The sequence below is a fragment of the Tenacibaculum sp. IB213877 genome, assembly GCF_034043975.1.
Lineage (GTDB): Bacteria > Bacteroidota > Bacteroidia > Flavobacteriales > Flavobacteriaceae > Polaribacter.
The window spans coordinates 1-24,374 of sequence record NZ_JAXCHH010000003.1; the positions used below are offsets into that span (position 1 = coordinate 1).

The window sequence follows — 24,374 nt, forward strand, 5'->3', positions numbered from 1 at the left end:
ATAGGTATATGGTGGTGTACCTCCCGTAGCCGACGTAAATGTAATCTCTCCTAATGTACTACAAGTATAATCCTGTGTTAAATTTGCGGTACCAGGTACAACTGGCGAAACATTTGGAACTGTTACAGGACTGATTGTATATGGACAGGAATACCCATTTTTTGTTGCTCTAATATCAACAGTATAATCTCCTGATGCTAAACCTGTAAACGATCCTGTAAAATTATAGTTTACACCTCCATCGATACTGTATTCTAAAGTATATCCTAAAGAATCTCCATTAACAGAAATATTAACAGATCCATCAGAAACTCCACTACAAGTAACCCCTGAAATATTTTGATTAAATTGAAGCTCTGGTTCTAATAAAACTTCTACAGGAGCAGAAAAAGATGAACAATTATTATTATCTAAAATTACAAATTCATATATACCTTCACCTCCATTTGCTACTAAGAAAGTAGTATCCGTAAAAAAATCTGTACTAGGAATAGAAGAAACGCTAGCATATGAAATTGGTGAAGCACTTGCAGTTGAAGCAGGTGTATATGACCAAATAGCATAAGAGTAATTAGGTGTTCCTCCGTTTCCTGTTAATGTTATTATTCCATCGTTGCAATTAATATCTTTTTCTTTAACTGCTGTTAGTGTTAATTCAGAGGGTATCGTAAAAGTTACATCTTCTGAATAATTACATTGATCTGAAGTAACATCTACAGTATACGTTCCTCCATTAGAAACAGTAAAAGTGTATGATTTATCACTTGTTGGCCCATAAGTTCCTACCGTAGCTCCTCCATTTGTTATAGTATATGTATATGGAGCAGGAATATCAGAGTTTATTTGAACAATTATTTGTCCTGTTGAATTATAACAGTATATAGGATTTGTTTGTATATCAACATCTATATCAATAGCACTAACTGTATAATTTGGATATGAGTAAATACATGATGTGTCATCAGATTTGATATATACATCATACGTTCCTGCTGTAGCAACTGGATATACAAAGGTTGTTTCTCCTGAAGCTAAGGCTTGATAAGCAGAATCTGCTGGAGCTGGACTTCCTGAAGCTACTATGGCATATTCATAATTTGTAGGTACGTTAGCTATGGTGATACTTCCTGGATTTGCACAAATAATATCATCTGTAGTAATTGTAGGGGTTATATTTGCTTTATATATATTAAAATAGTATCTACCAAAACAACCTCCTTCCTCTGTAACTTCTAGTCTATATTGTCCTGCATCAGAAAAAATTCTTGTAGGGGCATCTGAGCTTGTTGTAACGTCTTCCCAACAAGAATTATTTAAAACGGGACAATTAGGATTTGGATCTGGAGAGCAACTGCTACTTAATTGTTGCCATTTAACTGTTGTAGGACTAGTAACTCCAGTTGCTAATTGAACAGAATCACTATCTCCACATAAATAAATTTCAACAATTTCAGAATTATCATTAGGACAGGTTTGAATTGTGTATGAAGCACCTATATCATCTAAGGCTGCTACTACTGGATTGATTCCTGAACCGAATGGGATAACATTAATAACTTCATTTGTACTAATACAACCAGATGAAGCTGGTGCTGTTTTTACAACTGTATAGGTACCTACTTGAGTTACTACTATAGATTGTGTATTACCTATTACATTACCAGAACTATTTGTCCATTCATATGATTCAAACCCATCTCCTGCTGTTAATGTTATACTTGGCCCACATAAAACTTCATCTCTTTCATAAGAGCAATTATCTACATTAACTAAGAAATTAGATGATCCTACAATACCAAAATCACAAGAATCAATTCCAGAAAAACTTGGTTCGTTATCTATAACAACTCCACCTCTTACTCCTTGATACCTAGCAAATGCTTGATTTTGAATCACATTAGAACATACATCTCTTAATTGATTACAGTCTGTAACTACTTGTACATGCATTCTAATATGATATTCTGCTCCATTTTCTTCTACCATATTATCTGGAACAGATAATTCTAATTCTGCTCTAAACCCATTTGCTGCACTTGGCGGATTATAAGAAGATATAGTAATTCCCGGAGGTAATGTAATATCAAATCTTGTGCCGTCTGGTGCAACAGAACCGTTTGGTGCTGTTGTAGTTAAAAGATCAACGTTTTTAGGTAATCTATCTATAATAAACGTGTTTGTTGCATCATCTGTTCCTACGTTTTGAAAACTTATATCATAAAATAATTCACTTCCTAATGTTACGTCTGTTCCTTGTATATCATTTCCAGAGCCATCGTCTATTGATTTGACTAGTTGTAAGTCTGGTTCTATAATTTCAACTGCTAAAGCATTCAAAAATGGCCAGTAAACATCTTGACTAGTTGTAAACCTTACATTTGCTGTTGTTTGATCATTATCTATTAAGCTATTATTGGGGTTATCTAATTGATATAAATCTACATCCAACCCTAATGTATTTTCACTATCTGGAGTACGAGAAGTTAAATAAGCATCATCTATACTAATAGAACCATTAAAGAAATTATATGTCCAATAACCTCCCCACCAGCCGCCTGCCCATTGACGTGGATTTACATTTGGAGTGTATTGATCTACATAATTTCCTACAGTATTTTGTATTTGGAAACTATCTCCCGGTATACTTCTATCTCCTTCTAAAGTAGCAGCCAATAAACTTGCTCTTACTGGTGCTGGATTACTAGGATCCGGACCTACTGGTACTGTAGTAAATCCTGAATAACTAATATCTTGATTATTACCATTTCTTACTTCTGCAAAACCATCAAAAACAGAAATATTTTTACTTGATTCTGTTTCATTTTCATAAATAACCACCATGGTCCAACCGCCTGAACCACCTAAACCTCCATTATTTCTTATATTATCAACACCTCTAACAGCTCTAATGTTAGCAGCAAAATAAGTACCATTAGGATCTGCCAAACCTTGGATCATACTTGTAATATCCTTATAGCAGATATATGTAAAATTATTATCAAAAATGATATCTCCATTTGTTTGAGCATCAATATCTTGGTAAGTTCCTCCTGGCACTTTAAATTTCATTTCCCAGAAATTATGAGCTTTTGGAACAGGTTGCGGGTTATTGTTAGCTCCATTACTCCAATATTCATAAGGATAAACTCCAGCCCAATATAAACCGGCATATACTACTCTTGAACAGGTAGGTAAATTTAATTGATCTGAACTTGAATTATCTGTAGATGGATCATTATCAATATCAATATATTGCATATTTAAATTTCCATTCGAAGCATTTCCATCATAAGGGTCTTCAGGATCTCTATTATTCGAATCTCTACTTAAGATATTATTAGCTATAAAAGTTATATTTCCTTTTACATTCATTCCTCCAGCAGAACCATCTGGATTAATAGTTCTTTGGGCAAAACCAGGAGGTCTTGCACTTTGTTTATATAGTCCTGAAGACTCTTTAAATTTTTTATAGCTTAAATATTCATTTACACCTGTACTGTCAATAGCTTTTTCTTGCGAAAACAATATCGCAATTTGAAACAATGCTATTAAACTTAAAAGTATTCTTCTATTCATATATCGGGGATTTAGAATATACTATCTAATATTTATTATATTTTTTCTATCATAATACGTTCCGTTTAAGTTGTTTTTGTATAAACGAATCGCTTCTTCTCTACTATCCGTTTTCAGGATGTATACATGTCTGTAACCAGTTGCCGGATTGATAAAATAATTAGCTTTTATACCATCACTACGTAATTCATCAATAAATTTATCGGCATATGCTTTTTTACTATTTACACTTACTTGTAAATAATAACCTTCTTCTAAACCTTCTACTTTTTTCATGGTTCTTACTCTTGCGGGTGCTTGTGGTTTAGGCTCTGTGTAACTTTCACCTTGAGCTCCTAAAGTTATTTTTACCACGTAAACAGGGTCTTTTGTTGTTTTTTTAACTTTAATACCTAAATCATCCTCTTCATCGTCATTTTCAAATCCTTTTCGTCCACCATTTACTTCATCTACTTTTTCTTCAGCATCTTTTCTCTTCGCATAACGCTCTATGTATACAAAATAGCTATCAAATTTAGGATCTCTTACATAGCGTACTTTAACATCTCTTTTTTTGTAATATTTTACTAAGTCTCTTGCTTTTGCTAAATCTTTAAATTGATCAACTGCTACATAATACATAGTTCCTGCGCCACCACCTGTTCTGGTAATAGTGCTTTGACGCCATGGAGTTGCCTTACTTCTTTCTAAAGAATAATCCATTTCTTCTTCAGATTGACTAGCTTCCTCTTTTGGCTGATTACTTGGAACTTCTCTAATAATTTCAACCTGTTTAGGTTGATTTTTTAATATTTTTAGTATTTGATCTACCTTTTTATTTAAGATATTGATGGAATCTTGAGCAATTTGTAATTCATCTGACAAGTCATTATGCTCAGGATCTTCATAAACATTCTTAATAGGTTTTGGCATATCAACAGGAGCCATAAAATCATCTTCTTCCTCTTCTTCTAATTCTGGTTTTTTAATGGAAATAGGTGTTCTTTCAGCTCTCTCTCTTCTTGCTTTTCCTCCTAAATTATAAATTAGACCAACTTCATTAGTTGCCCCTAAATTTTTCTGCTTTTCATAGGTAAATCCAATAGAAAGTCTGTCTGATAAATTAATACCTAAACCAGCATTTAGTCCGTAGTAGTTATCATATCCTACCTTTACCCAACCTGCTTTAGGTATATCTGCCAACACATTAGCTGCATACATAAAACCTTGCTCTTGCGATCTTCTTGCAACCCCTAAAGCACGTAAAGTGGTTCCTTCTAAGAGACCACTAAAATCATCTAAATCAGCTGTATAACCTAAATGCGCCGATATTGTTTTTTCAGAAAATGAAGTAATAAACTCACTTTCTTTTAAATTAAAATCGGCTAAATTCTCAAGGAAAACACCTGCATAAAACTTACCAAAAGAAACGGTTGCCGCGGGTTGAAAAACCACTGCGGGTCTATCTTGATAATTATTTAGAATAGGTGCTTCTCCATTCGATAATACTTTTCCGTCATCAACTCCTCTTCTACTATAAAAAAAGTTAAAACCAAATGTTAGTTTACTTTCTGCCCCTAATTGAAGTTGATAAGCATAATTTGCTACTGCTCCAAAATCTTTAAAAACACCCACTTCTTGTTGAAAAACAGCCACGCCTGCACCTATGTTTTCGCGACCACCTCCAGAATAACTTAATACATGTAAACGAGAGGCATCATCAAACTCAATATTTGAATTTCTTACTAAGGCTTGTATAGTTTGGTTATTTTTATGAATAACAGAAAATGTAGGTACTGTTAAGAAACCATTAAATTTCATAAAACTTCTGGTAGCAAAACCATTATATTCATCTCCTGAACCACTGGTTTGTGCCAGTGATATTGAAGCTGTAAATAATAAAAGTATGTATAAAGTAATTCTCTTTACCATATTTTGTTGATTTCTTTATTTTAACACAGAAATAGTTCCTGCTTTTATTAAATTGTTATCATCTTTAATAACTTTAAAGTAAAATAACATTCCATCTTTAATATTATTGTCTAACGGCCAATCATTTTGGTAATCAACCGTATTTAATATTTCTTTACCATTTGAATTATAAATAATTACACGTACATCTGGCTGAAAAGCAAACCTGTTGGGTAACTCCCAAGTATCATTCACTCCATCTAAATTAAATGGAGTTAATATATTTGGAATAATATTTTTACCATCATCTGCCACTACTTCTATATTTTTTTCAACTAAGCAGTTTCCTACTCTTCCTATAAGCAAATAACTACCTAATTGATCTACATTCAGTGTTTCATTGGTTGATAATAAAGTACCATTTTCATTATACCATTCATATGCATCAGCTCCAGAAGCTGTAATTGTTGCTGTTTCTCCTAAAGAAATTACAGTAGTTGTTGACGGACTTACTTCTAATACAGATGCATCAAATTCTTCAATGGTAACTTCAGGTAAATTAAACTCACAACCATAACCATCTATAGACACATAGTAAACTCCTGTTTCTGTTATTTCTACACTTGAAGGATCCGAAACGGTTAATTCCTCATTATCTTTAAACCAAGTGTAAGTAAAACCTGGCTCTAAAGCTATTGAAAGAGTAATAGAACCTCCTGTACACAATTTATTTGAGGGAGAGGTAGATTGAATTTCAATTCCTTCTATTGTTAGTAAAATAGGTAATTCATTTGAAGGATAAGAATCTGAACCTACAGAAACCTGTAAGATATAAACACCATTATCTTGGTATGAGTTCAATGTTAATTCATCAAATGTTGCTCCTGTAACTGTTCCACCATCTTTTAACCATTGGTAATTTAACATTTCCATTTGAGAAGGAGTATTATTATTAGGATCAGGAGGTCTTACATCACTTAAATCATATAAGTTTCCATCACTTGCCAATGCCTGAATACCTAATGTAGTTAGTGTTGTTGAAGATACGGTACAATCTTCAACGTAATTTGCACCTAGCCTAATAGTTGGTATTAACTCTTCAACCCCTAAAATATCCACCTCTATAGATTTTGAAAATTGACAAGTTCCTGAGGTATCTGTAACTACAACTTCATATAATCCTGGTTGACTAACTCTAACTTGATCAGAAGTAAATGTTTCTTGTTCTCCATTTATAAACCAAGTATATGAAGCAGAAGTTAAATTATCCTCTACAATTAAATCAATTATTTGACCTGGTAAAATTACTGGTGTAATCCAGTCCGGATTAAAGCTTACATCAAAATCAGCCCCTGTTTGTTGAGAAATGGTTACTTCATTTTGAGAGTTTGCAATACAACCGCCAACTTCTACCTCCAAACGATACACACCAAACTGATCTACAGTAGCTGTAGTATATGAAGGTGATGTAGCCCCATCTATTAATTCATCATCTTTAAACCAACGATAGATATAACTAGCATCAGTTACACTAGAGTCTAACGTATAAGTTTCATTTGCACAAATTTGCACATTATTACTTCCTTCTATAGAAACATTACCAATATCTAAAGAAGTGACATTAATTTTATTTGAAGGTTGATATGAATTTGTACACTCTCCAGCCTCTATTGCCGCATAATATTCTCCTGGTTGTGATATTAATAAACTTGAAGACGTTTGTCCGTTTATAGGATTTCCATTATAAAACCAAACAAATTGGTACTTATCATCAGTTAAATTTAAAAAAACTTCTTGAGGTGTACTTCCACACAATACTAAATCTGTATTGTTATTTAATATTAAGTTAACATCTGGCACATAATAAGCTTCAAAAGCATCTGACTCAGGACCAATAATTTCAGGACTTGTACTTCTAATTCTTATTTTATAACCTGCACCATAAGTATCTGTTGGTAAAGAAAAACTCCCTTCAATATCAAAGTAAGTTGAATTTTCTCCTGTAATAGTTCCAACATTTACAACATCACTAAAGTCCCCATTTTCATTAGAAAGCTCAATTATAAAAACGTTATCGGAATTAAATGCAGTACCTGTAAAATCAAATTCAAAAGTAAAATTATTAAAACTACTGCTAGCACAAGCAAAAGTGAAATTAAGCCTAGGTTTTTGTAGCTCCTGCGCATACAAACCTACACTTAAAAGTAGTAAAACAGCGCCTAAAAAGACTCTTAGGCGATAGGGATTTAATATATAATACATAATAGTTGGGGACTATTAATTTGCAAATTTTATTTGATGTACATCATAACAAATATATTTAAATAAAACAAAAAAAGACTATTAATTGTCTTTTTTATTCAAAAAAAAATTATTTGTACTAGTTTTAGTTTTTATGTGTTACTTTTACTAACTATGTGCTAAAGTTAATTTTTTTTGAATGTCCAAGTACATTTTTAGCCTTTTTTTGATCTACTGTACCGTTTCATACGCACAAACAGGTGGTGAACAAGCGTATTTATTTTTAAACACTTCTTCCTCTGCACGTCAGGTTGCTTTAGGTGGTAAAACATTAGTATTGTTAGACAATGTTAACCAACCTATCTGGAACCCTGCTACTATTAATTTGAATATGGATCGATTCTTATCTGTCAACTACACTAGCTATTTATCGGGAATTTCTATTGGCTCTGCTTCTTATGCGCATCGTTTTAATCGCCGGATAGAACCTATTCATACTTCTATAAAATATTTAAATTATGGAACCCTTATTGCAGCAGATACAGAAGGAAATGAAACCGGAACTTTTAACGCTAGTGATATAGCTTTTTCTGTAGGATACGCATATCAAATTCCTAATTCTAATTTTAGAGTGGGTAGCAATGTAAAATTTATCTATTCTTCCATTGCTAATTACAGTTCTTCTGCCGTCGCATTAGATATAGGGCTGATTTATTATAATGATTATAAACCCTATGTTTTCACATTGGTATTACGAAATATAGGAACTCAGTTAGCCAGTTTTAATGGTACTTCTGAAAAATTACCGTTTGAAATTGTTTTAGGAGGATCTTACCAACTAGAAAATGTTCCTTTAAAATTATACGGAACTATAGATAACTTACAAAAATGGCGAATAGGTGTTCCCAACCCGTCAAACAGTAGTACAGATTTGGAAGGCAATACTACGGAAGAAAGCATATCTTTTATTAACAATGCTTTTAGGCATGTTATTGTTGGAGCAGAATTATTCCCAAAAAGTGCTATTAATTTGCGTTTAGGATATAATTTTAGAAGAGGTAAAGAGTTGCAATTACAAAATGTTCGTTCTTTTGGTGGGCTCTCGTTTGGTTTTGGTTTAAAAATGAACAAATTCAAATTGAATTATGCGTATTCAAAATTTCATTCTGCCAGTAATGTTAGTACTTTTAGCCTTGAAATTGATTTGAATAGAAATGCTAAAGGACAAGTGCCTACAAGATATTAACATTCTTAGTTTTTAAAAACCACAAACCGTATATTTGCTTATATTTCACAAAAATGACCAAGAAAATTATCATTGCTATAGACGGCTTTTCATCAACAGGAAAAAGTACCATTGCCAAACAAATTGCCAAACAACTTAGTTATATATATGTAGATACTGGTGCTATGTACCGAGCTGTTACCTTGTATGCAATGCAAAAGAACTACATTACCAATTCGTCTTTTGACAAGCAAAAACTTATTAACGATTTGCAAAACATTGATTTATCGTTTCAATTTAATAATAATTTAGGCTTTGCAGAAATGTATTTAAATGGTGAAAACGTTGAAAAAGAAATTAGAACTCTTGAAGTTTCTAAATTGGTAAGTAAAGTATCTGAAGTTTCTGAAGTACGAAAAAAATTAGTAGCAGCTCAACAAGAAATGGGTAAAGAAAAAGGTATTGTAATGGACGGTAGAGATATTGGAACCGTAGTTTTTCCGAATGCTGAATTAAAACTTTTTATGACTGCTTCTGCCGATAGACGTGCTACTCGAAGGTATAAAGAATTGCTAGACAAAGGTCATGATGTAAAATTTAAAGATATTTTATTTAACGTTCAAGAACGTGATAGAATTGATTCTTCAAGAAAAGACTCTCCTTTAATAAAAGCAAATGATGCTGTAGAAATTGACAACTCAGACATGGGATTAAAAGAGCAATTTAATCGTATTATGAGCTTAGTAAAACTAAGAATAGAGCAAAATTAACACCTTCATACCTACCAAATGAGTAAAAGTTTAAACGATATGAGTTAACCTCTCCTGTTGTTTCCCTATAATTTTGTGGTATAATTAAAAACTAGAAATCATGAAATTATTGAATTTTAAACTATTTATTTTACTTTTTGCTTTAACAGTAATTAGTTGTAAAAATACCAAAGAAGAAAAAAAAGCGGTAGAAGTTGAAACCGAAACTGTAGATGTATATGCCGATGATAATATTATTATTGATGGTAAATCTGTAACTGAATTATTAAACAATTACTCATTAAAAAACAGTTTAGAAGGTGACAATTTTACTTTTAATATTGCTGCAAACAACAAAGACAACAACCGTATTTTAATATATACCAAAGGTTTAGATAATGAATTTAGAAAAACCATAAGCTTTGAAGGTAAAGTATTAGAAACTTTTGTTTTAGATCAAAATAATGATGGTTATAAAGAATTCTACATTACAACTACCCCATTAAAAGGTAAATCATACGCTAGTGTTGGTGATGTTGAAATTATTGGTTTTGCATCTCATAAAAATGAGAAAATTGAAAGAATTGAAGTAGAAGATGTAAAAGCTATTAAAACTGAAAGAACTGATAAAGTTGATGTAGTAGACGGTAAACTACAAAGATCATTCATTGTGAATACTGTTCCACAAAAATACAATTATAACTTAGAAATAGATGGTGATGATTATGAACTTACTTATGTAAAAGCTGAATAATCATTGTCAACCCTATAAAATTAAAAAGCCTCATCAAAATTGATGAGGCTTTTTATATTCTTTTGCTTTTATGAGAATTTCATATTCACGTATAATTTACTTCACGAAATCAAATACGCGATTCTCAGCGACTGAAAATTAAATAACATTTTAGATTTTTCTACAAATTTTCAAAGGTTGTACAGATTCAGAAATAAGTTCAAAATAATACATTTTATTCTTCATATTTTGAATGCTCCGAATAAGTTCTCCATTTTTCTAAACATGCTTGTATATCTTCTGGAATTTCCGATTCAAACTGTAAAAACTTACCTGTTGTAGGATGTACAAATCCTAACGTTTTTGCATGTAGTGCTTGTCTTGGTAAAACTTTAAAACAATTTTCTACAAACTGTTTGTATTTGGTAAAGGTTGTTCCTTTTAAAATTTGATTTCCACCATAACGCTCATCATTAAAAAGCGTGTGGCCAATATGTTTAAAATGTGCTCTAATTTGATGAGTGCGTCCTGTTTCTAATTTACATTCAACCAATGTAACATAGGTCAGTCTTTCAAGAACTTTGTAATGAGTAACTGCAGGTTTTCCAAATTCTCCATCAGGAAAAACATCCATTTGCAGCCTATTTTTTAAACTTCTACCAATATGACCAGTAATAGTTCCTTTATCTTCTTCTACATTCCCCCAAACCAACGCATAATATAACCTTTCAGTAGTTTTATCAAAAAACTGCTTTGATAAATGCGCCATAGCATATTCCGTTTTTGCCACAACCAATAAACCACTAGTATCTTTATCAATTCGGTGTACCAAACCAGGACGCTCGTTACTATTCTTCGGTAAATTTTCAATATGATGAATTAATCCGTTTACCAATGTCCCTGAATAATTTCCATGTCCGGGATGCACTACCATACCCGCAGGTTTATTAACCACAATTACTTCATCATCTTCATAAACAATATCCAACGGAATATCTTCAGCAACTAATAAATTTTCATGTGGTGGATGTGCTAATACTACACGTACTACATCACCTGGTTTTACTTTGTAATTAGATTTTACAACTACATCATTTACCAACACACCACCAGCTTTAGCTGCTTGTTGAATTTTATTACGGGTAGCATTTTCAATAAAATTCATTAAAAATTTATCTACTCGTAAAGGTTCTTGTCCTTCCGCAGCTACAAATCTAAAATGCTCGTATAATTCGTCGTTCTCTTCTGTATCGTTATTAAACTCTTGCATATAAAAATAAAATAAGGCCGATAGTAAACAAAAGTTACCAACTCGACCCTTTTATAATTTAAAAAATTATTATTCGCCTCCTCTACCGTCTCCTAAAATCAAATCAATAGTCGAATTTTTAGGTAATTTATCACCTAAACCTATTTGTTTCCCATTATGTTTTAATCCACGAACCACATCTTTTCCAATGTCTGGTACATACGTATAATTTGTTCCTACTTTAAATCCTATAGAGCGCAAATGCGTAGTTGCTTGTCTTTTGGTTTTTCCATTCAAATCCGGTATAGCTACGTCTCTGAATTTAGACGGATTTAACGTTAAGTAAATTTTACGTTTTTCTTTTACAAAATCACCCGGTTCTGGATTTTGGTCAATTACTGATTTTTTTGGATATTCCGGATTATAACTCGCACTATCAATCACAATAAAACCTAAGTCCAATTCATTCAAGCTTTTTTCTACCTCTGCAAGCGATTTTTTATGCAAATTAGGCACTTGTATTTTTTGATTATGATTGGTAGTATACCCTAACCACCATTGTAATAAAAAAATGAATAACAACAACCCAACCACCGCCAACGCTAGCTGAATTAAAAACGTTTTACTTTTTAAAAACTGTAATAAACTCATATTGATTTTTTGTAATATTTGGCAAATTTACAGTAAAAATAGTACTATTTTAAAAACTGCGACTCTTAAAAGAGTTTTTTTGGTAAGTTTGTATAACTAACACGTAAAAATGAAAAAAAACATAGCTATTATTATGGGTGGATATTCATCAGAAGTTGAAATTTCACTCAAAAGCGGAAATGTAGTTTACAAGCATCTTGATAAAGAAAAATATGATGCTTACCGCGTTCATATTTTAAAAAATAAATGGGTAATGGTTGATGAAAACGACAACGAACACCCTATTAATAAACACGATTTTTCTACAACCGTAAATGGCTATAAAATTACATTTGATTGCGTTTTTAATGCTATTCATGGTACTCCAGGTGAAAACGGAGTGATTTTAGCCTATTTTGATTTAATCGGATTAAAACACACTTCTGCCCCATTCTACCAAATGGCATTAACGTTTAATAAACGTGATACACTAAGCGTGGTGAAGCAATACGGAATTCCAACTGCCACTTCCATTTATATGAATGAAGGAGATGAAATTTCTACCAAAAATATCATAGAAAAAGTTGGTTTACCTTGTTTTGTAAAGCCAAATAATGCAGGATCAAGTTTTGGTATTTCAAAAGTTCATACAGAAGCAGAGCTAATTCCTGCTATTGAAAAAGCTTACAAAGAAGATTCAGAAATTTTAATTGAAAGCTTTTTAGACGGAACCGAAGTTTCTGTGGGTGTTATTCAGTATAAAGGTGAAACTAAAGTATTACCAATTACTGAAATTGTTTCTGAAAACGACTTTTTTGATTACGAAGCTAAGTATTTAGGAAAATCGCAAGAAATTACTCCAGCACGCTTATCATCAACACAAGAAAATAGAGTACGTGAAGTTGCTAAACGTGTGTATGAAATATTAAATATGAGTGGTTTTTCTCGTTCTGAATATATTTTTGTGAATGACGAACCTCACTTTTTAGAAATGAATACCGTACCCGGACTTACAGAAGCAAGTATTTTACCGCAACAAGCTAATAATGAAGGAATTTCATTAGCACAACTATTTTCAAACGCCATTGAGCAAGCGTTAAAATAAACTGTCATTCCTGCAAAAGCAGGAAACTTGAGTTAAGCGCAAGCTAATCTCATCATAAATAACAAAATAGATTCCCGCCTACGTGGGAATAACAAAAGAAAAAACATGAAAAGAGCTATTTTTCCAGGATCTTTTGATCCGATAACTTTAGGGCATTTTGATATTATTGAACGTGGGGTAACCCTTTTTGATGAATTGATCATTGCTATTGGTATCAATGCCGATAAAAATTATATGTTTCCTTTAGAAAAACGCAAGCAATTTATAGAAGAAGCCTTTAAAGATGAACCGAAAATTAAGGTAGTAACGTATGAAGGATTAACGGTAAATTTCTGTAAAGAAGTGGATGCTCAATTTATTTTAAGAGGACTTCGTAATCCTGCTGATTTTGAGTTTGAAAAAGCCATTGCACACACCAACCGTAAACTATCTGAAATAGAAACCGTATTCTTATTAACCTCTTCTGGTAAAAGTTATATTTCATCATCTATTGTACGTGATGTTATTAGAAATAATGGAGATTACACTGGCTTGGTACCAGATTCTGTAAGAATATAAATTCATTTATCAACTTGAGCATTATTAAAATCAAAATGTATTTTCAATAAAAATACATTTTGATTTTTTACGAAAGATTTTTGATAGCGTGACAATTCAAAAGTTCTCGACTGCGCTCGAACTGACACCCTCATCTCAACTAACATGAAAAAACTAACCCTACTACTACTTATTCTTATCATTTCTTGTCAAAAAACAGAAAAGAAAAAAACAACAGATTTCACCACACTTTTTGAAACATCAAATGGAACAGAAACTCCAACTTATCCAGAAGTTATTAGTTATTACAAAGATTTAGCTGATGCGTATTCTGAAATTTCATTACACGAAATAGGAACTACAGATAGCGGTAATCCATTACATTTGGTAGTTTTTAATGCAGATGGAAAAACCGATGTACAAAACATCAAAGCATCAACAAAAAACAGAATTCTGATCAACAACGGAATTCACCCGGGAGAATCAGACGGAATTGACGCTTCTATGCTATTTTTGAGAGATATTGTACAAAATGATTCTTTGAAAAAAGTATATAAAAACACATTGATTTGTGTAATTCCTGTATACAATATTGGTGGCGCGTTAAACCGAAATTCTCATACACGTGCTAACCAAAACGGACCTAAAGAATACGGTTTTAGAGGAAACGCTCGTAACTTCGATTTAAACCGAGATTTTATCAAACAAGATACCAAAAATGCAGCATCTTTTGCTGAAATTTTCCATACGGTAAATCCGGATGTGTTTATCGACAATCATGTAAGTAATGGTGCCGATTATCAATACGCTATCACGCATTTATTTACACAACACAATAAATTGGGCGGAAAATTAGGCGAATTTTTAGAGCAAGAAATGCGTCCGAGTATAGAAAAATCATTGGCTAATAAAGGTATCCCAATTACTCCGTATGTAAATGTTTGGGGAACTACGCCAGATGAAGGCTGGTCCCAGTTTATGGATTCTCCACGTTATTCTACGGGTTATACAACCTTATTTAATACGTTAGGTTTAATGGTAGAAACCCACATGTTAAAACCCTATAAAACAAGAGTAGAGCAAACCTATGAGTTATTATTTTCAGCTATAGATTTTACCGAGAAAAACTCAGCAAAAATCAAAGAGTTACGCACTCATGCAGTTGATGAAATCTTGCAAAAGCAAACGTACCCAATAGCTTATAAAGTTAGCAAAGAAAACCCATCTCCTTTTACGTTTAAAGGTTTTGAAGGAAGTTATATTGATAGTAAAGTTACCAACGGAAAACGCTTGTTTTACGACCGTAGTAAACCTTTTGAAAAAGAAGTAAATTATTACAATAACTTCACGGTTACCAAAGAAGTAAACATACCAAAAGCATATATAATTCCGGATGGTTGGCACAACGTAATTGAGCGATTAGAAAATAACCGTATTGAGTTTACCCGTTTTAAAAAAGATACTACAATTACTGTAGAAGTTAATCATATTGCTCATTTTGAAACGGTACAAATGCCCTTTGAAAGACATTATTTACATTACAATACCGAAGTTAAAAAATCGACTAAAAATATTGATTTAAAAAAAGGGGATGTATTCATTCCTACCAATCAAATTGGTGTACGTTATTTACTCGAAACCTTGGAACCTGAAGCTGTGGATAGCTTTTTTAACTGGAACTTTTTCGATACTGTTTTACAACAAAAAGAAGGATTCTCAGCCTATGTTTTTGAAGACAAAGCAGAAGAATTCTTACAGCAAAACCCAGAAGTTAAAAAAACGTTTGATGAAAAATTAAAAACAGACTCTGAGTTTGCTAACAACCCAAGAGCACAACTATATTGGATCTACCAACAAACAGAACACTATGAAAAAGCACATATGTTAGTGCCTGTATATAAATTATTTTAAATCCGTCTCATAAGTAAAAAATAGACCCCCACTAAAAGCTATGAATATTTTTAAACAACTAACCCTCAATCCTAAAACTTTAGCTTTATTGCAATTTATTTTAGTTTACAGTTTTATTTTTAATCCGTGGACGTCTTTTCCATATACTTTTATCATCATTATCATTTCGGTTTTGATAATTACTTATTGGAATGACACCTCTTTAAAAAGAATTGGATTACAACCAAAAACTAGTTTTTTAAAAACAATTGGTACTGGGCTTTTACTTTTTCTTCTTTTAGAACCTATTTTAGATTTTATTATACAACCACTTGTTAATAAACTTACAGGTGAAGTTGCCAATTATTCTGCATTTAAAAGTGTTGCCCATAACTTCTCTAAATTCTTAAAATATTTTGTTTTTATTTTGATAAGTGCCGGATTTGGGGAAGAAATATTATTTCGAGGTTTCTTATTTAGACAATTTTCTATAATACTACCCAACTTTAAATTTAAAACAGCAGTTATTATAGTACTGTCAGCAGTACTTTTTAGTATTCCACATTTATACCAAGGCATCAGCGGACTTATAATGACCTTTATATTCGGATTAATCTTTGCCACCGTTTACGTAAAAACCAACTATAACCTTTGGGTAACCATTGTGCTACATTCTTTAATAGACAGTATGTTTATTACCCTGGCATATTTTGATAAACTAAATTATTATGAACTTGCGAATAGTTTATTTTTTGGCTATTAAAAGACCATTAAAAAATAATTGATCATTTAAATAAAAATCTAAGAACACACCTGTGCTGTTTCTACCAACAAACCGAACATTATGAAAAAGCTCTTATGTTAGTACCGGTTTTTAAAATCTTTTAATTGACTTTTTAAATAAAAAACATTTACTTAGCTACAGATTGCGACATCAATCATTGAAAGCATGGATGTCTTAACATATTGACAATAATTTGACCGAAAATCACCCAAATTTGAAATTCGACAATGAAAAGAGATATAAATCGAGTAGTTTTTTATTCTATACAAGATTTATCAGGTGATAGAAATCTAGAAAATGCTGAACCATTAATTGACAACTTTGATTCAAAAAAAAACTATGATATAAACGATATTTTAGAATTATATCAGATTAAACTTTACTTTGACAATGAACTTTATCGAAATTCTTGGAGTATTGAAACAAAATCAAACTACATAAAGACTGTCGATTCATTTTGGAACAAAATCACTTCATTTTTTATTAAAATCAATAATGAAAATATCACAACTTATTTTTATTCGATAGATTACCAATATCATGAGTCATTTTGGACATTAATAAACCAATTAAGTCTTTACAAAAAAATATCAGCAGAAAGCATAACTGAAATTTTAAAAGATGGTAGATTTTATATAAGACAGTTTTTAAAGCAAAAAAATATAGTCAATCATTATTCTAAAACAATTAAAGATTATCTTATTGAATCGACAGAATCAGCAGAGTTATTACTTTCCCAATTTGAAGAAGACCACATTTTTTCTGAAAAACCAAAACTATTCTTTCCAACGTCATTAAATGATAATGATAAGGAAGCTATAATACTAAACTATTTGGATTCACCAAACGCTAATTTAAACTATGTTAGATTAGTTGTTAAATCAAGGACTTTAAAAATATCAGACAAAACAAAATTAAAAGCTAAAAGATTAGAGAAAAAACAAAACGATGAAATTTTTGATAAAGGAACAGGTTCTACTAACGTTTTACAGGTTTCTATTTCAAAAGACCAGAAAGAACCTTATAAATTAGAAAATCAGAATGGACAATTTACCCATTGCTATTCAGAAAAGTGGTTAAACACTACAAGATCCAATCAAAATGTTTTTCGTAATTTCTCTTATTTATTTAAATATGTCAACGCACAAGGTTGCATTGAATTAGTAAGCAAAAATCACGAGATTGACTCATTTCAAAGAACTTTTATGCGTTCTAAAAACGAATACTTAATTAGTTTTAAGTTTCACAGCAAAAGTTTATTATCTCATTTACAATTAGCAATCTACATACACTATTTACAAGAAAATAATATAACTCTTGAACAAGTTTTATCGCATCAAGTAAATGAAATTTTAAATGAAAGGTTCGAAATTAAAGGCTTAACAATTTCATTTGCTTCTGAAAATGCTTCACCATTAGAAAAAATCAGATTTATTGCCCCTGAACTAGAATTTCTAATTAAGCAATACCAATGTTACGTAGAGGAAGGTTATATAGATTTTGATCTTTTGAGAATAAGCACTTCTCAGTTACATTTAAGTAAAGTAAACAGTAAACTAAAAAGGAAATATGTTTATGGAAAGAGTAATGAATATTTGAGAATAAAATACTGCTTCTTTTCTAATCAATCTATGCTCTATTACATAGAGCCTTTTAAAGAAAAATACAGAACATTTTATCAGTTAATTATTAACGAAAACATAAGTTATAATGACTTCCAAGATTATCAAAAAGGAGAAATTGATTATTTAATTTCAAATGAATATTTATCAACCGATAAAGGTGGATTTTTAAGAATTAACAATCAAGAATTGATTTTTGTAATTGGGAAGCTACATTATGAAGATGTTATAAATTTTTGGCATTATTCCGAACGGACAAGAAACGTTATTTTAGAAATGGAAAATAACGGAATGGTAAAATTTGAAAATACTTTATTCACCATCGAAGAAAGAAGATATTTGAATTATTATCTAAACCAAAAAGAGTTTTCTAACGGATTGGACTTAAGAAATAAGTATTTACACGGAAGTAACAGCAGTTCAATTGATACCCAACAGAATGATTATCTGACGTTATTAAAACTATTAATTCTTGTTATCTATAAAATTGAAGACGATTTGAATTTATATAAAATGGAACAAAAAACTGGAAATAACTCCGTATAAAATTAATTATTAGTAATCACCTATTTACAAAAATACTCCCAGATTTTCTGTTTGTTCTGTATTTATACTTAAAGATACATCTAATCTTATATAAAAGTAATAGCGATGAAAGCAAAAACGCCCGCAATTGCGGGCGTTTTTATTAAAACTTATATTCTCCTAAAGGCTTCGGGAATGCCTCTGGATTTTCAGCTAAATGATAACGAGGATCATCTACATCATCAATAATCACATCATGAAATTTCTCACTCGCTTTATACATCAACACTTTACAATCTTTACTTAAGTGTTTTAATTTTATTGTTTTTCCTGCCGCTTGGTATTTTTCAACCAAAACAAACAACGCCTCTAATGCTGAGTGATCAGAAATACGGCTTTCTACAAAATCAATTTCAACGTTTTGAGGATCATTCTTTACATCAAACTTTTCGTTGAATGAGGTAATACTTCCGAAGAATAAAGGTCCCCAAATTTCATATACTTTGGTTCCGTCTGCTTTCATACGTTTACGCGCTCTAATACGTTTTGCACTTTCCCAAGCAAAAGCTAACGCCGAAATAATAACTCCCACAAAAACAGCAATTGCCAAATCAAAGAACACCGTTACAGCAGAAACTATTACCAATACAAAAGCATCTGACTTTGGTATTTTTTTCATAATTCTAAAACTAGACCAAGCAAACGTATCAATAACCATCATAAACATTACCCCTACTAACGCTGCAATAGGCACTTGTTCAATATAGGTATCAGCAAATAAGATAAAAACTAAAAGTGTTGACGCCATCATTACACCCGATAAGCGTCCTCTACCTCCTGCATTAATATTTACCACGGTTTGACCAATCATACCGCAACCTCCTGTACCACCAAACAAACCACTTACAATATTACCAGCTCCTTGGGCAACACATTCTCGGTTTCCGTTACCTCTTGTTTCTGTTAATTCATCCACTAAATTCATCGTCATCAACGACTCAATTAAACCTACCGAAGCTGCTAAAAAAGCAAATGGCAGAATAAAAAACAACGTATCGGCATTAAACGGTAAGTTTTGCCATAACTCTACGTTAGGTGTAGGAAATTTACCAGACAATCCTGCTCCTCCTCCTTCTCTAATATAAGAACCTACGGTACTGGTTTCTATACCTCCTAAAATAACGATTAAACTGGTTACTAAAATTGCTGTTAAGGCAGCAGGAACTTTTTTAGTAAGCTTTGGCAATCCCCAAATAATTCCCATAGTTAACAACACAAGTCCAATCATAGTATATAGTTCAATACCTTCCATTGGAATATTTACATACTTTTTTAACCCCTCTTTAGTTACTTCTAATTGCTTATGCGTAAACATTTTAACCTGTGCAATAAAAATAACGATGGCTAAACCGTTTACAAATCCCATCATTACCGGATGAGGAATTAACCGTACAAAACGACCTAATTTAAAAACACCCGCTAAAACTTGAATCAATCCCATTAAAACAACAGCTGCTAATAAATAATAATAGCCCATATTATCTATCGGCGTATCAAACAGCATCCCTTTCTCGTGTCCTTCTGCAATCATATTCACAAAAATAACCGCAACCGCACCTGCTGCACCCGATATTAAACCTGGTCTACCACCAAAAATTGCAGTAATTAATCCAATTATAAAGGCACCAGATAACGCAACCAAAGGATCTATTTGCGCAACAAACGCAAAGGCTACTACTTCAGGGATCATAGCTAAAGAAACCGTCATACCTGCCAGTACATCATTTTTTATATTGCTTCCTAGTATTTTCTTCAAATCTGTCATAATTAGTCTTTTAAAAAGCGTGCAAATATAGACATTATTTGATGTTTCATGGTTTATTGAAGTTTAAATTTGGGCGTTCCCTTTCACGGCGGGCTTTCGTTACTCGCTTTTTTTAATCGGTTATTGAGCATAGTTGAAATAGCAATTAAAAAAGAGCTCAAACAAATAACTCAATCCCTAATGCTATTTCTTAACTGTGTCATTCCTGCTAAGGCAATAATCTCTTTAATTTTAATTAAGAATAAATATGCCATTAACTTTGCTAAAGTTAATTTTTCACTTATTTTTGAGTTTTGAAACTATCAAACAAATGTGATAGCGACAAATGAGCAGAAAAAAACTACTTACTTCTAAAGAAATCGACATTATTCTGCATCGATTAGCGTGTCAGTTAATCGAAAATCACAACGACTTTTCTAATACAGTATTAATTGGTTTACAACCACGTGGTACTTTTTTAGCACAACGTTTGGCTAAAATTTTAGAAAAAGACTACGGAATAAAAGATCTTAAATTAGGCTTGTTAGACATAACATTTTACCGTGATGATTTCCGCAGAAAAAATGAACCGTTAGAAGCTACTCCAACAAAAATCGACTTTTTAATTGAAAATAAAAATGTGGTGATTGTAGATGATGTTTTGTACTCTGGTAGAAGTGTTCGTTCTGCATTAACAGCATTGCAAGCTTTTGGGAGACCTACCAATGTAGAATTATTGGTGTTAATTGATAGACGATTTAGCCGTCATTTACCCATACAACCTAATTACAGAGGAAGACAAGTAGATGCTATCAACGAAGAAAAAGTAGTAGTTAACTGGAAAGAAACGCATAAAGAAGACGCAATTTACCTTGAACCTCAAAAAAAATGAAGCAGTTAAGTGTAGAACATTTATTAGGCATTAAATATCTTACCAAAAATGATTTAGAACTTATTTTTGAAACTGCCTCTCATTTTAAAGAAGTTATCAATCGTCCTATTAAAAAAGTACCTTCACTTCGTGATATTACCATTGCCAATTTGTTTTTTGAAAACAGTACACGTACCAAACTTTCGTTTGAATTAGCAGAAAAACGTTTATCGGCAGATGTTATTAACTTTTCGGCAGGACAATCTTCTGTAAAAAAAGGAGAAACGTTAATTGACACAGTTAACAACATTTTATCAATGAAAGTTGATATTGTGGTGATGCGTCATGCCAATGTGGGTGCAGGGGTTTTCTTATCAAAACACGTAGATGCTAAAATCATCAATGCAGGAGACGGAACCCACGAACATCCTACTCAAGCTTTACTAGATAGTTTTTCTATGCGAGAAGCACTTAATTCAGACCTAAAAGGAAAAAAAATAGTTATTGTAGGCGATATTTTACACTCTCGTGTAGCCTTATCAAACATATTTGCACTGCAACTACAAGGTGCAGAAGTTAAAGTATGTGGTCCTACAACCTTAATTCCGCGTTATATTTCAAGTTTAGGCGTTGGAATTGAAACCAACTTAAAAAAGGCTTTGGAGTGGTGTGATGTTGCCAATGTGTTACGTGTACAACACGAACGAATGGATATTAAATACTTCCCTTCTACTCGTGAATACACACAACTTTTCGGAATAAACAAAGAAATTTTAGACAACCTTGGCAAGGATATTGTGATTATGCATCCGGGACCTATTAACCGTGGTGTAGAAATGACAAGTGATGTTGCAGATAGCGATCAATCTATTATTCTTAACCAAGTAGAAAATGGAGTAGCAGTAAGAATGGCAGCCATTTATTTGTTAGCCCAACAAATAAAACAATAAGCATGAAAATTGAAAACAAACCCAATTATTTATACATTTCTTCAAATGAACCTACATTTTTAGAGTTTGTAGAAAATTTTAAGGAAAAATATACTGATTTTTCAAAAAAGCATTTAATTGTATCTATTTCTGAAAATCTTAACTTAAAAGACCAAGATATTTTTGTATTTTTGGATTATTCTGAACAACATCAACAAAATGGTATGACTTTTGTTTTAGTTTGTTCGAGTGTTGACGTTGATAAATTTCCGGAAACATTTAACATAGTTCCTACCATACAAGAAGCGGAAGATGTATTAGAAATGGAAAATATTCAACGAGATTTAGGTTTTTAACGTATATTAGCAAAGAGTATAATCCCCAAAAACTCAGTCTATGATAAAAAAAGTACTTTTATTATTCTTTTTTCTGTGTACCATTGCCACTTTTTCTCAAGAAAAAGCTGTAAATAATTTAATGGCATCTCCTAATCCGTTTTCCAATACAACTACAATTTCTTTTGATTCTGCTCAAGAACAAGGTATCATTTTAATAGTAAAGAATGTTTTAGGCAAAACCGTATTTAAAAAAGGGTACTATACTAAAAAAGGAAAAAAAGAAATAATTTTTGAAGCTAGAAATCTTAAACCAGGTATGTATATATATGCCATTCAAAGCAATAATGAAATTATTTCAAAGCGCTTTGTTATTCGATGAGTATACAACTTACTATTTTAGGATGCCATTCGGCTACACCACGTGCCAATGCTTACCCTACTGCACAATATTTAGAAATTAATAATCGTCATTTTTTAATTGATTGCGGAGAGGGCACACAACGCCAAATGCGTAAATACAAAGTAGGCTTCTCTAAAATAAACCATATTTTTATTTCTCATTTACACGGAGATCATTTCTTTGGATTGATTGGTTTAATTTCTACTTTCGGAATTCTTAATAGAGAAAAAGACTTACATATTTACGGACCAGTAGGTATTAAAGAAATTACTTTAATGCAACTCAAATTAACCAGTTCTTATACCAAATACAAGATTATTTTTCATGAGTTATCATCAACAAAAAGCGAATTAATTTTTGAAGATGATAAAGTAACTGTACATACTATTCCTTTAGATCATAGAGTATATACCAATGGTTATTTATTCACTGAAAAACCTAAACCTCGTAATTTACATCTTGATAATATTAAAATGTATGATGAAATTGAGGTTTGTGATTATCACAACTTAAAAGCAGGAAAAGATTTTATTTTAAGCTCTGGAGAAATTATTTCTAATACAGAACTTACTATTGATCCGCCAAAGCCAAAAAGTTATGCTTATTGTAGTGATACTAAATTTAAACCTGCCATAGTTCCTATTATCTCAGAAGTGGATATACTGTATCATGAATCTACTTTTTTAACAGATTTAGAAAGGTTATGCGAAAAAACAAAACACTCTACTGCCCAACAAGCTGCAATCATTGCTGAAAAGGCTAACGTAGGAAAACTTATTTTAGGGCATTATTCTAGCAGATACACAAATTTAGAAGAGTTTAAAAAAGAAGCTCAAACCGTTTTTGACAATGTTGAATTGGCAGAAGTTGGTAAAACATTTGATAGTTCTCTCCCTTTGAAAATTCACAACTAATACTGACCTAAATTAAGTAGCACTAAAGTACACGCTACTTCAACCTCAATATTATTTTCTCTTAACAGCTCCATTAACTCATGGTTCTCAGTTCCTGGATTAAAAATTACTCGTCTAGGTTGTAACGATAAAATATAATCATAGTACTCTTTTTGATTTTTCGGACTTAAGTACATCGTAACCGTATCAATAGTATCAAAGGCAACCTTTTCTGTAACTATAGGCACATCAAGTACTTTATCTTCTTTAGCTCCAATAGCTACCACTTTTTTATTATGATTTCTCAATTTATGAATTGCCATAAATGAATATCTGATAGGATTTGTAGAAGCTCCTAATACTAGAGTTGTGTTTTTCATATG

The 24,374-nt window shown here is 31.8% G+C and carries 19 protein-coding genes and 1 pseudogene; 13 read left to right on the forward strand and 7 right to left on the reverse strand.

Translation table 11 applies throughout. The features are described 5' to 3' along the window. The 3 genes and pseudogenes from SLH33_RS02855 to SLH33_RS02865 all read right to left on the reverse strand — a co-directional run. Positions 1 to 3,576, reverse strand: a pseudogene (locus SLH33_RS02855) (hypothetical protein); the annotation flags it as partial. Positions 3,577 to 3,597: 21 nt separating this feature from the next. Beyond that, positions 3,598 to 5,487, reverse strand: a complete 1,890-nt coding sequence (locus tag SLH33_RS02860; protein ID WP_320417566.1) for a PorP/SprF family type IX secretion system membrane protein — start codon at positions 5,485 to 5,487, stop codon at positions 3,598 to 3,600. A 15-nt stretch (positions 5,488 to 5,502) separates the two neighbouring features. Next, positions 5,503 to 7,728, reverse strand: coding sequence for a gliding motility-associated C-terminal domain-containing protein (locus SLH33_RS02865; protein WP_320417567.1), 2,226 nt, complete (start codon positions 7,726 to 7,728; stop codon positions 5,503 to 5,505). 178 nt (positions 7,729 to 7,906) lie between these two features. On the opposite strand from SLH33_RS02865, the gene porQ reads away from it, so the two are divergent. The 3 genes from porQ to SLH33_RS02880 all read left to right on the forward strand — a co-directional run bounded on the left by porQ (position 7,907) and on the right by SLH33_RS02880 (position 10,435). Next, entirely contained in the window at positions 7,907 to 8,953 is a 1,047-nt protein-coding gene (porQ, locus tag SLH33_RS02870) for a type IX secretion system protein PorQ (protein ID WP_320417568.1), read from the forward strand. A gap of 53 nt (positions 8,954 to 9,006) precedes the next feature. After that, complete coding sequence (gene cmk, locus SLH33_RS02875; RefSeq protein ID WP_320417569.1) at positions 9,007 to 9,702, forward strand: (d)CMP kinase; 696 nt, start codon at positions 9,007 to 9,009, stop codon at positions 9,700 to 9,702. 100 nt (positions 9,703 to 9,802) lie between these two features. Continuing rightward, a complete protein-coding gene (locus tag SLH33_RS02880; protein WP_320417570.1) occupies positions 9,803 to 10,435 on the forward strand; it encodes a hypothetical protein in 633 nt (210 codons plus the stop codon). A 214-nt stretch (positions 10,436 to 10,649) separates the two neighbouring features. Here the strand turns inward: SLH33_RS02880 and SLH33_RS02885 are convergent, their stop codons facing one another. Beyond that, complete coding sequence (locus tag SLH33_RS02885; protein WP_320417571.1) at positions 10,650 to 11,684, reverse strand: RluA family pseudouridine synthase; 1,035 nt, start codon at positions 11,682 to 11,684, stop codon at positions 10,650 to 10,652. A gap of 69 nt (positions 11,685 to 11,753) precedes the next feature. After that, on the reverse strand, positions 11,754 to 12,314 hold the full coding sequence (locus SLH33_RS02890; RefSeq protein ID WP_320417572.1) for a PASTA domain-containing protein: 561 nt from the start codon (positions 12,312 to 12,314) through the stop codon (positions 11,754 to 11,756). Between the two features lie 109 nt (positions 12,315 to 12,423). Between SLH33_RS02890 and SLH33_RS02895 the strand changes: the two genes are divergently transcribed. From SLH33_RS02895 to SLH33_RS02915, 5 genes are all read left to right on the forward strand, one after another. Further along, the gene (locus tag SLH33_RS02895) at positions 12,424 to 13,398 is read left to right on the forward strand and encodes a D-alanine--D-alanine ligase (RefSeq protein WP_320417573.1); all 975 of its coding nucleotides are present in this window, start codon (positions 12,424 to 12,426) and stop codon (positions 13,396 to 13,398) included. Between the two features lie 105 nt (positions 13,399 to 13,503). After that, positions 13,504 to 13,956 (forward strand): pantetheine-phosphate adenylyltransferase, encoded by a 453-nt coding sequence (gene coaD / locus SLH33_RS02900; protein ID WP_320417574.1) that lies wholly within the window; start codon positions 13,504 to 13,506, stop codon positions 13,954 to 13,956. A 144-nt stretch (positions 13,957 to 14,100) separates the two neighbouring features. Then, entirely contained in the window at positions 14,101 to 15,846 is a 1,746-nt protein-coding gene (locus tag SLH33_RS02905; RefSeq protein ID WP_320417575.1) for a M14 family metallopeptidase, read from the forward strand. Positions 15,847 to 15,886: 40 nt separating this feature from the next. Further along, complete coding sequence (locus SLH33_RS02910) at positions 15,887 to 16,588, forward strand: CPBP family intramembrane glutamic endopeptidase (RefSeq protein WP_320417576.1); 702 nt, start codon at positions 15,887 to 15,889, stop codon at positions 16,586 to 16,588. A 248-nt stretch (positions 16,589 to 16,836) separates the two neighbouring features. After that, complete coding sequence (locus tag SLH33_RS02915) at positions 16,837 to 18,777, forward strand: hypothetical protein (protein ID WP_320417577.1); 1,941 nt, start codon at positions 16,837 to 16,839, stop codon at positions 18,775 to 18,777. A 142-nt stretch (positions 18,778 to 18,919) separates the two neighbouring features. On the opposite strand, the gene SLH33_RS02920 is transcribed toward SLH33_RS02915, so the two are convergent. Beyond that, complete coding sequence (locus SLH33_RS02920) at positions 18,920 to 20,581, reverse strand: SulP family inorganic anion transporter (protein WP_320417578.1); 1,662 nt, start codon at positions 20,579 to 20,581, stop codon at positions 18,920 to 18,922. Positions 20,582 to 20,906: 325 nt separating this feature from the next. Here SLH33_RS02920 and pyrR point away from each other — a divergent pair, with 325 nt between their 5' ends. The 5 genes from pyrR to SLH33_RS02945 are packed head-to-tail and all read left to right on the forward strand — an operon-like array spanning position 20,907 to position 24,012. Then, complete coding sequence (pyrR, locus tag SLH33_RS02925; protein ID WP_320417579.1) at positions 20,907 to 21,452, forward strand: bifunctional pyr operon transcriptional regulator/uracil phosphoribosyltransferase PyrR; 546 nt, start codon at positions 20,907 to 20,909, stop codon at positions 21,450 to 21,452. Beyond that, entirely contained in the window at positions 21,449 to 22,381 is a 933-nt protein-coding gene (locus SLH33_RS02930) for an aspartate carbamoyltransferase catalytic subunit (RefSeq protein ID WP_320417580.1), read from the forward strand. Before pyrR ends, SLH33_RS02930 begins: the two co-directional genes overlap by 4 nt. A 2-nt stretch (positions 22,382 to 22,383) precedes the next feature. Continuing rightward, positions 22,384 to 22,716: a hypothetical protein gene (locus tag SLH33_RS02935; RefSeq protein WP_320417581.1), complete on the forward strand. Its 333-nt coding sequence runs from the start codon at positions 22,384 to 22,386 to the stop codon at positions 22,714 to 22,716. Positions 22,717 to 22,756: 40 nt separating this feature from the next. Then, a complete protein-coding gene (locus SLH33_RS02940; RefSeq protein ID WP_320417582.1) occupies positions 22,757 to 23,077 on the forward strand; it encodes a T9SS type A sorting domain-containing protein in 321 nt (106 codons plus the stop codon). Continuing rightward, positions 23,074 to 24,012, forward strand: a complete 939-nt coding sequence (locus SLH33_RS02945; protein ID WP_320417583.1) for a ribonuclease Z — start codon at positions 23,074 to 23,076, stop codon at positions 24,010 to 24,012. The genes SLH33_RS02940 and SLH33_RS02945 overlap by 4 nt, the downstream gene beginning before the upstream one ends. Here SLH33_RS02945 and SLH33_RS02950 read toward each other — a convergent pair. Beyond that, positions 24,009 to 24,371 carry a CoA-binding protein gene (locus SLH33_RS02950; RefSeq protein WP_320417584.1) on the reverse strand — a complete coding sequence of 121 codons (363 nt, stop codon included), beginning with the start codon at positions 24,369 to 24,371 and terminating at the stop codon, positions 24,009 to 24,011. The two genes, SLH33_RS02945 and SLH33_RS02950, sit on opposite strands and share 4 nt — an antisense overlap. Positions 24,372 to 24,374: the final 3 nt, after the last annotated feature.